Annotated in this window: 18 protein-coding genes and 1 pseudogene; 18 read left to right on the forward strand and 1 reads right to left on the reverse strand. The window is 33.0% G+C overall.

Annotation, left to right across the window (positions count from 1 at the left end):
* Positions 1–62 precede the first annotated feature (62 nt).
* The 5 genes and pseudogenes from JCM21714_RS07650 (at position 63) to JCM21714_RS07670 (ending at position 5,832) form a co-directional block, all read left to right on the forward strand.
* Positions 63–1,496: a VWA domain-containing protein gene (locus JCM21714_RS07650; RefSeq protein WP_035723087.1), complete on the forward strand. Its 1,434-nt coding sequence runs from the start codon at positions 63–65 to the stop codon at positions 1,494–1,496.
* A gap of 983 nt (positions 1,497–2,479) precedes the next feature.
* Positions 2,480–3,301 (forward strand): hypothetical protein, encoded by an 822-nt coding sequence (locus JCM21714_RS18245; protein ID WP_052000455.1) that lies wholly within the window; start codon positions 2,480–2,482, stop codon positions 3,299–3,301.
* A 329-nt stretch (positions 3,302–3,630) separates the two neighbouring features.
* Positions 3,631–4,636 (forward strand): annotated as a pseudogene (locus tag JCM21714_RS07660) (DNA/RNA non-specific endonuclease).
* Between the two features lie 381 nt (positions 4,637–5,017).
* On the forward strand, positions 5,018–5,542 hold the full coding sequence (locus tag JCM21714_RS07665; protein WP_035723090.1) for a hypothetical protein: 525 nt from the start codon (positions 5,018–5,020) through the stop codon (positions 5,540–5,542).
* Positions 5,542–5,832 (forward strand): hypothetical protein, encoded by a 291-nt coding sequence (locus tag JCM21714_RS07670; RefSeq protein WP_035723092.1) that lies wholly within the window; start codon positions 5,542–5,544, stop codon positions 5,830–5,832. The genes JCM21714_RS07665 and JCM21714_RS07670 overlap by 1 nt, the downstream gene beginning before the upstream one ends.
* Positions 5,833–7,075: 1,243 nt before the next feature.
* On the opposite strand, the gene JCM21714_RS07675 is transcribed toward JCM21714_RS07670, so the two are convergent.
* Entirely contained in the window at positions 7,076–7,492 is a 417-nt protein-coding gene (locus JCM21714_RS07675; protein WP_035723095.1) for a hypothetical protein, read from the reverse strand.
* Positions 7,493–7,925: 433 nt separating this feature from the next.
* On the opposite strand from JCM21714_RS07675, the gene JCM21714_RS07680 reads away from it, so the two are divergent.
* From JCM21714_RS07680 to JCM21714_RS07720, 13 genes are all read left to right on the forward strand, one after another.
* The gene (locus tag JCM21714_RS07680) at positions 7,926–8,396 is read left to right on the forward strand and encodes a metal-dependent hydrolase (protein ID WP_084040624.1); all 471 of its coding nucleotides are present in this window, start codon (positions 7,926–7,928) and stop codon (positions 8,394–8,396) included.
* A gap of 14 nt (positions 8,397–8,410) precedes the next feature.
* Positions 8,411–9,493 carry a ParM/StbA family protein gene (locus tag JCM21714_RS07685; RefSeq protein ID WP_035723098.1) on the forward strand — a complete coding sequence of 361 codons (1,083 nt, stop codon included), beginning with the start codon at positions 8,411–8,413 and terminating at the stop codon, positions 9,491–9,493.
* 11 nt (positions 9,494–9,504) lie between these two features.
* Positions 9,505–9,867 carry a hypothetical protein gene (locus JCM21714_RS07690; protein WP_035723102.1) on the forward strand — a complete coding sequence of 121 codons (363 nt, stop codon included), beginning with the start codon at positions 9,505–9,507 and terminating at the stop codon, positions 9,865–9,867.
* A gap of 108 nt (positions 9,868–9,975) precedes the next feature.
* Positions 9,976–10,113, forward strand: a complete 138-nt coding sequence (locus JCM21714_RS20100; RefSeq protein WP_158413484.1) for a hypothetical protein — start codon at positions 9,976–9,978, stop codon at positions 10,111–10,113.
* Positions 10,070–10,267, forward strand: a complete 198-nt coding sequence (locus JCM21714_RS07695) for a hypothetical protein (protein ID WP_035723105.1) — start codon at positions 10,070–10,072, stop codon at positions 10,265–10,267. The genes JCM21714_RS20100 and JCM21714_RS07695 overlap by 44 nt, the downstream gene beginning before the upstream one ends.
* A gap of 17 nt (positions 10,268–10,284) precedes the next feature.
* A complete protein-coding gene (locus JCM21714_RS07700; RefSeq protein ID WP_035723109.1) occupies positions 10,285–10,509 on the forward strand; it encodes a hypothetical protein in 225 nt (74 codons plus the stop codon).
* Between the two features lie 91 nt (positions 10,510–10,600).
* A complete protein-coding gene (locus JCM21714_RS07705) occupies positions 10,601–11,608 on the forward strand; it encodes a conjugal transfer protein (protein ID WP_084040625.1) in 1,008 nt (335 codons plus the stop codon).
* A 3-nt stretch (positions 11,609–11,611) separates the two neighbouring features.
* Positions 11,612–11,782, forward strand: a complete 171-nt coding sequence (locus JCM21714_RS20105; RefSeq protein WP_158413485.1) for a hypothetical protein — start codon at positions 11,612–11,614, stop codon at positions 11,780–11,782.
* A 65-nt stretch (positions 11,783–11,847) separates the two neighbouring features.
* On the forward strand, positions 11,848–12,351 hold the full coding sequence (locus JCM21714_RS07710; protein WP_035723114.1) for a TcpE family conjugal transfer membrane protein: 504 nt from the start codon (positions 11,848–11,850) through the stop codon (positions 12,349–12,351).
* Positions 12,352–12,369: 18 nt separating this feature from the next.
* On the forward strand, positions 12,370–13,353 hold the full coding sequence (locus JCM21714_RS18250; protein WP_052000457.1) for a hypothetical protein: 984 nt from the start codon (positions 12,370–12,372) through the stop codon (positions 13,351–13,353).
* The gene (locus JCM21714_RS18255) at positions 13,350–15,026 is read left to right on the forward strand and encodes an ATP-binding protein (RefSeq protein WP_052000458.1); all 1,677 of its coding nucleotides are present in this window, start codon (positions 13,350–13,352) and stop codon (positions 15,024–15,026) included. The genes JCM21714_RS18250 and JCM21714_RS18255 overlap by 4 nt, the downstream gene beginning before the upstream one ends.
* Positions 15,027–15,037: 11 nt before the next feature.
* Complete coding sequence (locus tag JCM21714_RS19785; protein WP_148294995.1) at positions 15,038–15,307, forward strand: hypothetical protein; 270 nt, start codon at positions 15,038–15,040, stop codon at positions 15,305–15,307.
* The gene (locus tag JCM21714_RS07720) at positions 15,252–15,602 is read left to right on the forward strand and encodes a hypothetical protein (RefSeq protein WP_035723116.1); all 351 of its coding nucleotides are present in this window, start codon (positions 15,252–15,254) and stop codon (positions 15,600–15,602) included. The genes JCM21714_RS19785 and JCM21714_RS07720 overlap by 56 nt, the downstream gene beginning before the upstream one ends.
* Positions 15,603–15,610 lie beyond the last annotated feature (8 nt).

Genomic DNA, 15,610 nt, shown 5'->3' on the forward strand with positions numbered 1-15,610 from the left:
ATAAACAGGCAATCAAATAAGGTTGTCTGTATTTTAATATTCGATTTGAAAGGAGTTTTTAAATGGCTAATGCCTTAAAAAGAAAAGAACATGTTTATCAAAAACCTACTATTAATGCAGATTCATTTGATAAAAGAAGGTTTAACGAACTATTGAAAATGTCAAAAGGACTGAAGGAAATTAAAAAACAAGGTGAAGATATTCCGCAATTTGATCAGTTAATCGGTGATATGTGGAGTAGCTTTTATAAAAACAAACCATCTTTACTGGATCAAGAAGGTATCGAAATGGATTTATATAACAACCATTCGATAATGGACCGTATGCTTCAGGAAGATGCTTTTCATGATACACATCAATTTACTATACTGGATGATCTTCATTCAGCTCTATCCACTATTGGTTTCTCTGAAAAAACAATGGAATGGATAAAAGAGAAAATAGAAAAAGATGAAAGCTTGAAGCAGTCTTATGAAAACATGCAGATTAATACTACATTGGATAATAAACATTCCAAAGAATATCAGCAAGCTATGGAACAGTTTAATAAAGCTCTTTCAGATTCATTAAAGCAAGATAAAAACAGCGATCAATTATCTCAAATCCTAACAGAAGCAACAAAAGAAGCAAAACAAACCAAAGTAAATATGGAAAATTTTTTAGGTGGAATGGAAGCAGGAAAAGGACAAGCAGAAATGAAAAAGATCCCCCCCTTACGAGATCAATTTACTCTTGCTGCTCACTTAAAAACTAATCATAAGATGAAACGTATCGCTGAATGGACTGGTAGATTCAAAAGAATAGCTCAATCTAAGCAAAAGCAAAAGTCAAAGGAATCTATATCTAAATCCGGTGTAACGACTGGAAATGAAATAGACCGGATATTGCCTAGCGAAATGCTTTATTTAGCTATTCCACAAGCGAAAGCTGACTTTCTTAGAAGATTAGCAGAAGGACAGACATTGCAATACAACAGCGAAGGAAAAAGCACTTTAGGAAAAGGATCTATCATTCTTTGTTTGGATCAATCAGGTTCAATGAGAAAGTTAGATGATCAATCCAAAGGTTTTGCGCTTGCCCTTATGAGTATTGCCAAAAAACAAAAGCGTGACTTTGCTTTAATCAACTTTAGCGACAAGGCGTATAACAAAGAATATCCAAAAGGGAAAATATCTACCTCTCAAATGGTCGAACTTTGTAATAATTTTTTAGACGGTGGAACAAATTTCACTCAACCTTTAATGCTAAGTGAAAAGATTATAAATAAAAGTCGTTTTAAAGATGCTGACATTATATTCATTACAGATGGCCAAGACAATATTTCTCAAGATTTTATTACATCTTTTAATCGACATAAAGAAAAGGATAAGTTTCAGGTGTTGAGCTTATTAATTGGAAATCAAGCAAAAAGAAGAACGGTCGATATGTTTTCAGACAGTGTGTTTCATGCGAATGATTTTGAAGATGAAGAAGCACAACAAATTTTTAACATATAACAAAGAAAGGAAGAGAAGAAATATGGCATTGGTAGTAAAAGAATGCATGTGTTGTGGGGTTTCAAATACAGAAGCCGAACTACGAATGGTAGAAAGATATACAGGGTTTTTTGTTGAATGTGAGGAATGTATAAACGAATACAAGGGAGATCAGAATACTCCCAATCAACCAATGGATAGGTAAAATTTTAAAAAGGTTAATTAAGACAGGTATTATAACAATCATGCTTAATATCTGTCGTTTTTAAATTATAACGAGAGGTGTTTAAAATGCGTTTTATTTTATCAGATGTACATGGTTGCATAAGTTAATTAGATGAATTACTAAAAAATATAAGCAACAAACAGAAACATTAGTGTTTCTAGGGGGGGATATGGTCGATTCGTGTGGATTGGTTAAACGATTCATGGAATTAAAACAACAATATGGTGACCAGGTTATTTTACTGAGGGGGGGAAATCATGATGATAAATTTGTGAAATAGATTCCCCGTCCATCAGAAGCACGATCATATTATTATAATGATGCTTTATATGGTGCTTTTTGTTTGTTTTTTTATGAAAATCCTAAAAAATTTAAAGGAAGAGTTAAGAATTAAACGACATGATTATATAAAAAGAATTTATCTACTGCGCTCCGATTTTTACGGACATTACAGATTATTTAAGTCTCATTTTAAAAAGAAATTACAATAAAATGTATTCACAATTCCACAAAACATGATATAATCTTACATAAAGTAACAAAAAATTGTTATACAAAGAAAAAGAAGTCCCCACCACTCGCCAAAGTAGAAGGACTCCCTCGAAAAAATCTGATTAAATTATATAATGATTATAAAACATATTAAAAAAAAGGTCAATACATTCTAGTAACATCTTACATAATTTCTTAATAGTTTTATATAAATGATTATAACATTCGGGGGGGTAAAAATTGGTGGGGCTTCTTCTCAAAATTAAAATGAGAAGGAGCTTTTATTATGTCTAAAGGAAATATAAAAAATTATGCAAAAGATAAAGGATTTGAAATAATTCCCAGAGGTTTACTACAACATCCCAGGTTAAGTTTACAAGCTATTGGTTTACTTTGTAATTTACAATCCTATCCTGAAACTTGGAATTTGAATAAAACAGAAGTTTATACAAGATTTCCAAAAAACAAAAAAACGAGTGTTGCAAATGCATGGGAAGAATTAGTAGAGGAAAAATATATAATTCAGTTAAGAAGAAGGGAAGGTAAAAAATGGGATTATATTTATTATTTTAATTTAACCCCCCCTTTTACAAACGTGGAAGTACAAGAATTAGAAAACAAGGAATCAGCTAAAGCTATGAGCTTCCGATTTTCGGAAGCCCAAAATGAGAAGCCCAAAATGGGAAGCACAAAATCAGCAGATAATAGAATAAATATAAAAGATAATACACATAAAGATAATATACATAAAAATAACACACAAGACCAAAACCATAATCAAGAAGATCAATTAAAAGATTATATTGAATCTACCAATCTACCTATGGGCTTAAAAAAATACTTTTTCGATCAGGTTAAGGTTTTGGTAAATGATCCTACATTTGATATTCAATCCATAGAGTATTTTTATAATACATATGTCCAATTAATTGATTCTAAGTGTACTAGGGATGATATAGATACATTAAATGATACTGAATTTACACATACTGTAAGGAAAATGTTTAAAAAAGTAGATAGACCGATATATAAAATGGAATCACTTCTAAAAGAATGGGTACTATCAGCAATACATTATAAAAAGGAAAATTTCTTTGATAGAAATTAAGTCAATAAAAAAACTTGATTTTCTATTAAGTATCTCCGTTTTCGTAGAGAAACATTGTAAATGGTATATGGATTTGTATTTATATACTTTTTAGCACTGTAAATCGCAGACATATCTTCGTTGATTTACCAATGTTTTATAACATTATGTGGTAAAATGTACTTAAAGATTATGAAAATTCAGTTCTCCAACTAATGCAGCAGAAAAGGGGGATAGATTTGATAAAGCTGATGTTCTTAAAGTAATTGGAAGTATCAATAATTAACCTATTTTAACAATTCAAGATTTATAGAATGGACAATATGAAACTATTATAGGAGCGTTCTAAAATGAAAAAGAAAATGAACTATTTAATCTTACTTTTAACGACCATCTTTATGTTTGGTTGTACCAACGTAGAAGATGCATCCATTACAGATAAAGAAACAGATCCACAAGAAGTAACCACAGTTAATACAAATAAGAATAGTGAAACAGATAAAGAAACGGATTCGCAAGAAGTAACCCCAGCTAATACTAATAAAGATAGTGAAGAAGAAGCTTCTACTAAGGTTGTTGATGAACCAGAGGTAGAGGAAACGCCAATTGAAACAAATGATGACTTGTTTTCAGGATACGAACTAATAAATGTAGATGGTGGAGAATTAAGTGGAAATCGAGAATCAAGTGTTGTCGTAGATATTGGCTTTGGAGATCGAGAGTATTGGGCATTTACGAACGAGCATGGTCAGTTGGTAAGGGTAGTTGCAGAGGAAATTATTTTGCAGGATGACGATACAGAAGATGTATTATCATCGGGCAGATATTTCTCAGACGAAGCGAAAGTACCAGGTGTTGAAAGTGATGTACTCGATGAAGGACATGTGATTGCGGATTCGCTTGGTGGCGTATCCAACGCATATAATATCACACCTCAAGAAAGTACACTTAACCGACACGGTGATCAAGCCTACATGGAAGATGCGATACGTAACGCAGGTGGCGCAAGCCATTTTGAAGCCATTATCTCTTATGCAGACACAGAAACCCAAATACCTTCAAAGTATCAGTATACGTACACAATAAATGGTAATGAGATAGTAGATACGTTCAATAATGTCAATCCCGATGATGTTAATGAGTCACTAGGTTTAACAGATAGCGAGGACACTTCTAATTCAAATCCATCTAGTTCCGATGAAAAAGGGGGGGATGTGTCTAGCGTTGATGTGAATGGTAATGGACAAGTGACCATACAAGAAGCAAAAGATGCAGGTTTCAGCATGCCTATCCATGACAACCATTGGTTATACTTATATGCGAGATAATGACGCAGATGGGATGGTTGGAGAGTAAGACTCTAAAACTTTGAGACAAAAAAATAAAAGAAAGAATATATTCTTCAATGGACGCTTTATAACAATTCGCGAATGGGTGTCTGTACAGGTACACTAAAGTTAATGGTCATATCATCTAAATTGGTATGGCGGAAATATAATTATTTTTCACTAACGAGTGGCGATTGCTGAACAAGAGCAGTCGCTTCTTTTGTTAATGAAGCAGAAGAGTTTAAGGAAAAAATTAATAATAACTGGGAAAGTATTTGTTTAAAGGTAAGCCTGAATTAAAAAAGTCAAAGTTTGGGTAAAAGTGCATTTAAAATTTTAAAAAGTCAACCTTGAGGCAATGCGAAATTTTATTAAGGAATATAATATAATATATGAGGAGTGTTGAAAATTGAAATTACGATGGATTGTTCTAGTGTTTCTTTCATTAATTATAAGTGGTTGTGCTGAAAGTAGCGAAGAAACCACGACCCATTCAAGTGGCGAGATAACAAATACAACAGATATGCAAAATGTAGACAAGAGAAGTGGAAATTTTAAGGCATATGAAGCTGCACAGAATTATATCACTACATTCTATAGTCAGGGTAACCCTGATGCAATTAACCATGAGTCTTATGAAAATAGCAATATTATAAAGCGTGAAGATGGTGTTTATTATATCACTTCCGCCTATGATGTACATGGTTCGAACAGTCTTTCTACTTATAATTATGAAATGTTATTGGATGGCAATTACCAAATTTTAGATGCTTATGTTCCCGGAAGCATTGGAATATTTGAAAAGCCAATGGTTTATGATCAATTAGGCAAAGTGCCATTTCAAATATGCGAGAAGACATGGAGGAAGAGGAGAAGTCACAAGCATTTGCAGATCATAATCGAGATAAAACTGCGTCTCCAAGTGAATCTTTAGTGTATAAAAATGAGGAATATGGTTTCACACTAACATTCCCAGAATCTTGGGCAGATAAGTATAATGTAAATGAAAACAATTGGTATAATGGTGCGGAAGCAAGTATCACGTTTGATTATGTACAAGATGGAGAAGTTATTTCATATATTTTTAGCCTTTTAATTTTTAATGATTCAGAATTCTATGGTTATCATGATCAAGGTATGAATATATATATTACTACAAATGACGGAAAAGTTTACGCATCTAATTCCTTAGCAGAGCCCCCCTACGGAATTATTACAGAATGAAGAGATGAAACCAATACTTGATGAATTAATGAGGATGGTAAACGTGGATGTCCAAATGATTATAGAATCCATTTCGTTTAATTGAAAATATGGGTAATGTAGTAATTTCTACATTAACCCCCCCAGTCCATTTCATCAATAATTCTTTTAGTTTAACTTTTTTATTGCATAGGGTACAAAAGGGAGTGTGGTATTATTTTGAAGGAATCTCCAGTTTTTCCCGTGCTCTACACGGAATGTGACAGTTTTCCGTCGTTCCGCGTTTCGTCTAACGCTATGTGCTTGAGACTATAAGTTCCTCGTTACCCTTAGACAAGATGGTACCTACTACTCTACTTGTTGAGAGCTCGCACTGCGAAAAACCTCGCATTCCTACCCGATCGGTGTGATGAACGCTTAGAAAATTATCATTGTATTTCGCTAGACTTGGGGCTGTTCCTTAACTCCTATTACAAGAGTTTCGTCAGTCGTAGCCCTACCTTCGCAAGAATAAATGCATTTCAGCTTTCACCTTATAGCAAACGTTTTGGATGACAGTTCTTATTTTCAACGTTTTCTGCTTCTCAAGCACCTTACTTATACAACGTAGCTATCCATTCTAAACGTAGGTGCTTCCTTTAAGCCTGTGAGCGCGATACCGCCTTTGTTAGGTATGTATTTCAAAGGAGGCATTTTTACTCTACACCACCCACCCAACGTTGATAGGGATATAGCTTTACACTATGTTCTAACATTAGACCTGTACATTCGGAAGTTAGTCAGTTCTCTACTATTGAAACATTCTCACCTTATCTAGTTTTTCAGTCATGCGGCATATCAGTTAGCATACCTTTTCCGACGGAATGACTTTAGCCTTTCTTCTGCCGAAACAACATGTGCTTTGAACCCCATAATCTGTCAATCATGATGCCTGCATGAGTATTGATGGGAGTGTTTCAGGAAATAGGGTTCCATCATTCCAATCCTCTGTTGTAAAGTTAAAATTTATCTAATAAACTTCCTGTATTTTCACACTGCAAAAGCGCTTATGACAGAACTTGTTGCGCGCTCCCTTTAATTGAATAAGAACAACACATTTAATAACAAAAAGCTTGGGATGTCCCAAGCTTTTTTGGTGTATTAATTATATTGTTAACTGCCTTGTTGTTTACGTTGCGAAAACGCATGTTAATATGGCTGTGTTTTTAAGTTTTCTCAACGTTATCGGAACTACTTAATTTTCTATGTGGGGGGAATTTATATATTAAAAATATAAGGAATCAATAATCGGCAATCGTGAATCATGTAAGATGACTTCAAAATTATTAGATTCTATATCATGAGCAGTTTCATAAATGCAACTTAATTCATCATTATTTATGATATTCTGTACAGCAGCATCTTCATTTATTATATTATTAACATTGTCATACTTATTAAAAATAATAATACTACTTTTATTAAAAACTTCTACTCGATCTTCAACAAATTTTATTAAATAACCTTTATCCTGGAACTCAAAAAATAAATTAATTAAGTGGGGGGGTGTTACGATCATTCGTTCATGACAAAAAATACATTGAAAATTACTAATAAATAAATCATCTAAATCTTTATCAGAATATTTTGTATAAGAAATTGCCATATGATCTTCATTCATCACTTCAATGTTTTTTTGCATTTGGTACAACCTATTATTAAATGTGTGTATGTTGTGTCATTATTCACTATTTCCATTGACCACCATTCCTTATGTGAAGTTGTAATCCTTTCTATATTGTACTAAATTCCTATAAATAATTAAAGAAGAATTTCACAAATATTTTCCATCATTAATATTAAAACAAAAATTTGTTTAATATTAATATTAAATTGTTGATTTAATAGCTATTATTATATATAATAACAATAAATTGTTATTATTTGATTAGTCGTTTGGTAAGGGAACCCGCACACATTCTCTTACTTTACCATACAAGGGTAAATAGAACCAATACATACTTACCATAAATAAGTATGTAAAAAGAAAGTCAATTTTAGTCTGTTTTTATATCCTTTTATAACAAAGGATGCAGATTAAAATTGGCTTTTTTTAATGTTAAGAGAGGGTGCATATGATGGAATGGAGTACACATGCATTGTCAGGAGTTGCTTTAGGATATATGGTAACAAACGATTGGAAAGGTGCGATAATTGGTGGAATTTCCAGTATTATTCCTGATCTTGATGAACCAAGATCTAAGTTTGGAAAGTTATTTTTTCCTATTTCAATTCCAATTGGTTGGATATTTGAACATAGAACATTCACGCATTCTTTATTATTTTTCACTATTTGTTTCAGTCTATCAGTAATATTATTCGACTTCTACATAGCATTAGCTATCATATCAGGAATCATAGCTCATGTATTAGGTGATATGGTAACTGAAAAAGTACAACTATTATATCCATATAAAAAAGATATTGGTGTATCCATTCCAAGATTTACTTATATTCTCATAGATCGTATTGCCAGATTAACCCTAATAGTATATATCATCTTCACTATTTATCAAGATGTGATTGTTAGAAATTTTATAAATTGAAAGGAGTAGAATAGATGAAAAAATTGGAATATGTAGCAGTAGACGTTGGGTATGGCTTTGTTAAAGTAATTAGTTCTAATGGCAAAAAAGTATTATTCCCTTCAGTTGTTGGTTCAGGAAGAGAAAGGATGCTTGCCAATTTTCTTGATGAAAAGGAACAAGAGGAAACAGACCTTTCAGAAATTCATATCAAATTGAATGGGAAGCATTACTTCATAGGTGAGATGGCTTTAAAAAACTCTACAGATGGATCGAGGGTGTTTGAAAGAGAAAGATATAATCACGAATATTCTCAAATATTGATGCATGCTGCTATTCAATTGGTAGTAGAAAAGGGAACAGAAGAAGTTGTTTTATTTACTGGCTTACCATTAAGTTATATGGAATCCCAAAAAGATAAATTCAAACAAAAATTATTGCAAGAAACCATCAATATAGAATGGATAACAGGTAAGACAAAAGGACAAAAACAAATCGTAATAAAAGAAGCATATATTTTCCCACAAGGGTTTTCGGCTCTGTGGGCTACATTATTAAATCATGAAGGAAAAACCACCAATAAAGATTTATTTGCTGAAGGAAATCAGATAGCAGTAATAGATATTGGCTTTCGCACAACTGATTTATGCGTTATTGAAATGCAAGATAATGCTAGTTTTAAAGCACTTGCACCTTTCTCAGACACCTTAGATCAAGGTGTGGTGAACCTATATGAAAATATTAAAGTAGCCTATCGAAATCAAACAGGTGGTCAAGATCTATCAGAAAATAAAATAAAACGCATTTTATCTCAAAAGAATATCTCCTATAAGGGTAAGAAGATTGATTTAACGGAAGAAGTCAGGGAAGCTCACGAGTCCGTTGCTAATGCAATTAATGATCGAATAAATAAATTGTGGAAAGATGAATCAGATACGTTTGATCATATTTACGTAGTAGGTGGTGGTGGTTCACTATTTATGGACTACCTACAAAGCAATTTTGATAATCGTTTAGAATCTATTGTTGCTAGTCAATTTGCTAATGCAATTGGTTATTACAGGATAGGAAAGATTATGATAGGCGATATTCCATCAACTAAAGTAGCAACAGGTTAAGGTGGGATTATATGTGTCTTAAAGAAGTATACTCACTCAGAATAACGAAAAGCGACAATGATATAAAAGAATATTTGAAACAATTTCCAACACAAGAACAATCAAACGCAATAAAAAAAATATTGAAATATGGAATAGATAAATTACAGCAAGAATTTAAGGATGAACAATATATAAAAGGACTGGAACAAAAGATTAATACGTTTCAAAGTGAGCAATCAGAACAAATGAAAATGCTATTTGATATATTGCAATCAGGCTCATTGGAAATAAAAGAGAATTCAAATTCTACTGATAACCAGAATAATAACACAGAAATAAGTGATAGTTTAAAAAAGTCTATGCAAGAATCTATAAGTATATTTGGTGGATAATTATCCCTTAGTCCGATGCTTCTCTTAATTTGAGAGTATGACTAAAAAAAAATGAAACACCTATAGGAAATGAAGATAGATTAATAAAAAACTGAGAGGTGATAGGTAGTGTATATTTCAGCAAAGTATAAAGTACGTGCAGATGAAAATGATTTTCCACAAATTGGACAAGTAATTGTAGGGAAGTTCAAGGGGGGTGGAATTGTCAACAATTGTCAAGGAAATACAGAAAGTAGAATGGCATAACACAAACTGGAAAGAGGATAATCAAGTACCTATTTGTGTAGTGCATTTAGTTGTGCAAGCTGATGAAAAAGAGTTGCGCATGAAACAACAGCGACAAAAAGCACTTTCTGAGAATAAGCTCGTCATACTTGATGGTGGCAAAGAAGAAGAATAAAAAAGGTGGTGATTAAATTGTTTCGTATGGCTCTACAAATTCTATTAGGACTTTTCCTAGTAATAATAGTTGGAAGCATAATTTTAGAAACATTCCCGCAACTACAACCTTTATGGCAGGAATTCGTTGATGTCGTTATTGGACTATATGAATCATCCAAAGTGAAGTATGGAACAATAGCAACAGTCGGAATCATCATTGCAATTGGTGTATTAGCAGGAACAAGTAGAAAATCATTATAAAAGGAAAGGAGAGATAAAAGCGTGAAAAATAAAACTACCTTTAAAAGTTTTTTAGAAAAAGTACTCCTCTATTTTAAAAAAACGTCTGAGGATGAAAAACACAAAAAGGAACTTAGGAAAACAAACAAAAAACGTATCGGTAAAGCCTAAAGGATTCATTGCTAGAAAGATGGGTGTGATCAGTTTTTGGTCACTATTCTCAATTATGGTTCTAGTTGTACTGGTTACGATGTTTGGCGGCAGCAGTAGTAATGCAGAAATAGATTATAAAAAAATCTTAGAAGCTAACAAAAACCACGCCACGACAGATGAAGCGATTCAATTTGCTGAAAACTTCACGCAAGATTATTTTACGTGGAAAGCAACGGATGAAGGCAAAAATAACCGCAAATCTATCATGAGTAAATACATGATAGAGGATTTAGATGATTATGGCGGTATAGATTTTACTAATATGAAGAAAAACGCTGTAGTTCGGAATGTAGAATTGCGACAAATAGAGGAAAAAGCTAAAGATGTGGCTCATATCACGTTTTATGTAGAATATGAACTAAAGGAATCAGGCGAGGATGCCAAAACCATTAAAAGCGAGAAATATTTCGTTGTACCAGTAGCGTATGATGGAAAAACATATGGTGTATACGAGCTTCCTAAGTTTACATTTTTAGAGGAAGCAACCACTGTAAAAAGCGTAAGCACGCCAAAATATAAAAAAGCTGATACAAGTGAAAAGAATGAAATACAGGAATTTTTAAGTACATTCTTTTCATCTTACGCAGAAGATAGTCAAGATAAGTTAAACTATCTCCTTTATACAGAAGATCTAACACCTGGGCTTAAACAAACTGTCCTATTTAATCAAATCAAGAACTCAGATATTTTCTTGGGAGAAAACGAGTTGGAGTATTTAGCCGTTGCAGAAGTGATATTTAAAGATCCAAAATCTGATATTAGTTTTGCTACCAACTATCAATTGAATTTAGTTAAAAGAGAGGGGCGATATATGGTAGCAGGAATTGATGATATTGCTAATAAGCAAGTAGAAACAATAGAGGAAACAGAGGAAGAAAATAATAACGAGGGTGAAAAGGAGGAATAGAAAATGGGTTTAGAAAGCTTTTTTGACTGGTTTAAGGAACAAGCAGGCTATGTGTTATTTATTGTTTTGATTATCGGGATCTTTGTTACAGGGGGGGTAAAAAGGGCTTGGATAGCAATGATAGGGGTCATTATTGGATGTGCATTTATCGGTGTGTTTATCATATCCCCCTGATATTATTAAAAATATTTCTGAATTTGCAACCGAAAAACTGAGTTTAAACAATTGAGGTAATGTAAATGGCTAATAATACTGAAACGAAAATACCGTTATATGTACTTAATGATTACTTGAAATTTGAAAGAAAAATCTATCAATTATTTGGTCTGTCTTTAGGCAGACCAATACCCTTAAAAACAATTCTTTATTTTCTAACAATAGTAGTAATCGAGATTGTTCTATATTTCACTCCGATATTAGGTTCTCTAATTAACTGGATGCCAGCTGTATTTTTAATCATGATCCCTTTTGCAATAGCGTATGTGCTATCAGATGTAGTTACAGAAGGAAGATTGCCATTACAATATTTTCGTTCGATATTGCTTTATTATTGGCGAAAACAAAAAGGAATAACATACGCAAGAGGGCGTGAGGTAAAAAAGCTAATGCGATATGAATTTGAGGGATATACAACGATCACCTTTGGCGAGGACCACTCCAATGATCGGTTTAAACCAAAAAAGTCGAAATTTAAAAGTAAAGGAATGCCAAAGGTAACATATATCAAGGATCAGCTTGATTAAACAGAAAGGAGAATATATTTGAAAACAGGTGTATTAGATTTTCCGATAAAACATATTGATGGAAATTTAGTTTTTTCCAAAGATGGAACGGTGACAGCTTATTATGAAGTATCAGGATTTAATTATGATTTTCTTGATCACGACGATAAGTTAATACCATTTCAATCTCAAACAGCATTTTTATTCAATAATAAAAATGACCTTCATTTTATGTTAGAACCTTTTCCTAGCAATATAGAGGAAATATTAGGAACAACGATCGAAGATATTAAAATGAAAAATTATTTATTAAAAGATAATGGTATTCGATTAATGGAAGCTACGAAAGAAGCATTAAGTAAACGAAAAGAAATTCAGGAAACAAGTGAATATCTACAATTTATAGGTGTTCAATTAATACCTGATTTGAATAAATATAAGGATGCAAACGCAGGGTTAGGTTTAATCAGCAGCATAAAAGAGTTCTTTAAAGGTGTAAATGCACAAATTAATAGAGCTAATGGTTTGCACAGCATGGATATTTTAGAAGAAGAAATAAAAATGTGGAAAGATCAATCTGAAACAGCAATGGATAGTATTAGATCAGCATTCAATTGTAACATCAAGGAATTAAACACAGCTCAAGCTGTATATCTCCTAGAAAAAGAATTTTCTGTTATGCAATCCAATTCTGATATTAAAAAAAGGAGAAATTTCACAACTGGTGAAAAAGTAGAAGGTCTGGATGATGAAGGAAGATCACAACGAGCAATCAGACCTAAAGAAACAGCTTTCTTTGATTTACAGAATACAAACATAGAGGAAGATACACCAACATCTTTGATATTTAGAAAAGAAGTCAATGATGAAGTGAAAGAGATGCACGTTAAGTATCTTGTAGCACATTCAATGGATAGTGAGAATTATTTTCCTAATTTTGAATGGCTCTATAATATTCAGTCAAGAATGAATTTTCCTATTTCCGTTTCCGTAAGGCATATCACCAAACGAATGAGCGTATGACAAAGCGACTTTCCAATAAAAAATTAGAATATCGAGATCAACGACAAAACGCACAAGAAGCAGGAATTAATACTGATTTTGCCTTAGATATATCAGAGCATGGAACAATTAAGGCAGAGAGTTATTTTACGAAAACAGGGCAGCCTGCGTATCACGCTTCGTTCGTTTTTAAAATTACGGCTAATTCAAAAAAAGAATTAGAAACACGTTCTAAATTACTTAAAAATGAGCTAATAAAATATGGCATAAAAATAGTAGCACCGTTTGGGGGGGAACAACTAAATCTGATGATGGAAAAAATTATCGGTAGTCGTCAAATAAACAATGATTATAAGATCGAATGCGATTCAGGTATTATTTCAGGAATGATGTTTGGGGGGGCAACAACCAACATTGGCGATAATAGAGGTTTCTATATAGGCTATACAGAACGATTACGTAGACCTGTATTCATCCAACCTGACTTAGCAGCAAAGGCTTTTGAGGGATTAGGAAACGTGGAAGATTCTATTTCACAATTAGTGGCAGGACAGACTGGTAAAGGGAAAAGTTTTGAGATGAATTTAATGTTATATTTATCGGTTCTTGCTAATGGAAGTATGGCTTTAGTGATTGATCCAAAAGGTGATCGCAAGGGTTGGGATGAACTTCCGATGATCCCAAAAGAGTATATTTCTAAGTGGACACTAGGGGGGGAAAGTAAGAAGGATGCAGGATGTCTTGATCCATTCCGTACAAGTGTAGATTTAGAGGAAGGAAAAGCAATAGCCTTAGATATTCTATCCTATCTAACCAATTCAAGCATCAATGATGTAGAATACAGCATTTTGAGTGATGCGATTGAATATGTGGGAGAAATGGATGATCCATGCATAGGGGCTGCAATTGATTATCTTGTAGAACAATATGAACAACGTGGACATCAAATGAGTGATAAAAGGTATGAAGCCTTAGAACGTGTAAAAGATGCTTTACTAACGCTTCAACGTCAAAACCTTTCAGTCCTTTTATTCGGTGAAGTTGGACAAGATTATCGTTCATTAAAAGCAGATAAACCAATTCAAATATTAATGGTCCAAAACTTAAATCTCCCTGATAAAGAAACAAAGAAACCACGAACACAACAACAAATATCGGAAGCGATTCTAATATCTATTACTGCTTATACAAAACAGTACATGTTTAACCAGGATAGAAGTATCCATAAAATCATTTTACAGGATGAAGCAAGTACCATAGATCGATCCCCCCCTGTTGGCCGAGAGCTAATGGACTTTATTATTAGAAAAGGTCGTTACTACAATACAACATTGATTAAAGGTTCTCAAAACGCTACAGATCATGGGGGGGATGATGTAGCGAATGTAGGGATGAAGTTTTCATTCGGTCTAAGAACGAGAAAAGAAGCAGAGGAAATGCTGGAATTCCTAAATCTACCTATAACTCGAAAAAATGTAGAAAAACTTCGTTCGTTACAAAAGGGAACATGTTTGTTTCAAGACATCTATGGTCGTACAGCTACCATAAAAATTGATCCAGTATTTAGTGATTTATTAACCGCATTTGATTCTTCCACTTCTTCAGAAGAAGAAAAAGAAAGAGAACGCCAACGTAATATTGGTGAGATAGAATATCCAGAAGAACAAGAAGAACAAACGGAATATGTATCATAAAGGAGCAGAAAATGAAAGCAAAAATATTAATGATTCTAATGGTATTGATGCTAATGATATTAGTTGTTGGGTGCAATCAAAAACATGAGTTAGCACCTTCTAGTAATTACGGAGAATATAACAAGGTGATAAATGAATATGCCAAAAGTGTAATAGCAGAGGACTATTACACGATGAAGCAATACCTCCATCCCTCTTCATTAGAAGATAGGGTGGAGATAAAAAATGCTACAAAAACAACAAAACCCCCTAGATACAGAGAAATTAGAAAAAATGGGTGATTATCTAGGTATCTATGGTTTTGATTACTTCTATGATCAATATAGAGAAATATACTATTCCGTTCAATATAAAAATTTCAGATCAGGGCATGACAAACAACCTTTAATTTTTCTTTTAAAAGAAGTAGAAGGGGAAATATTTGTTATGAATGTATCAGGGAGTGGTAATCTCCATCATAGCAAACACCATTTAGATGATATAGACGGTAAATTCACGCCAGTAGGAGTGAAAGAAGTAATGGATAGATATGCTGCAAACACCTTTGCAGTTAAAGAATACCCTGAAAAATCTTGAGGGGGGAA

This window comes from Gracilibacillus boraciitolerans JCM 21714 (genome assembly GCF_000521485.1).
In the GTDB taxonomy this organism is placed as follows: Bacteria; Bacillota; Bacilli; order Bacillales; family Amphibacillaceae; genus Gracilibacillus; species Gracilibacillus boraciitolerans.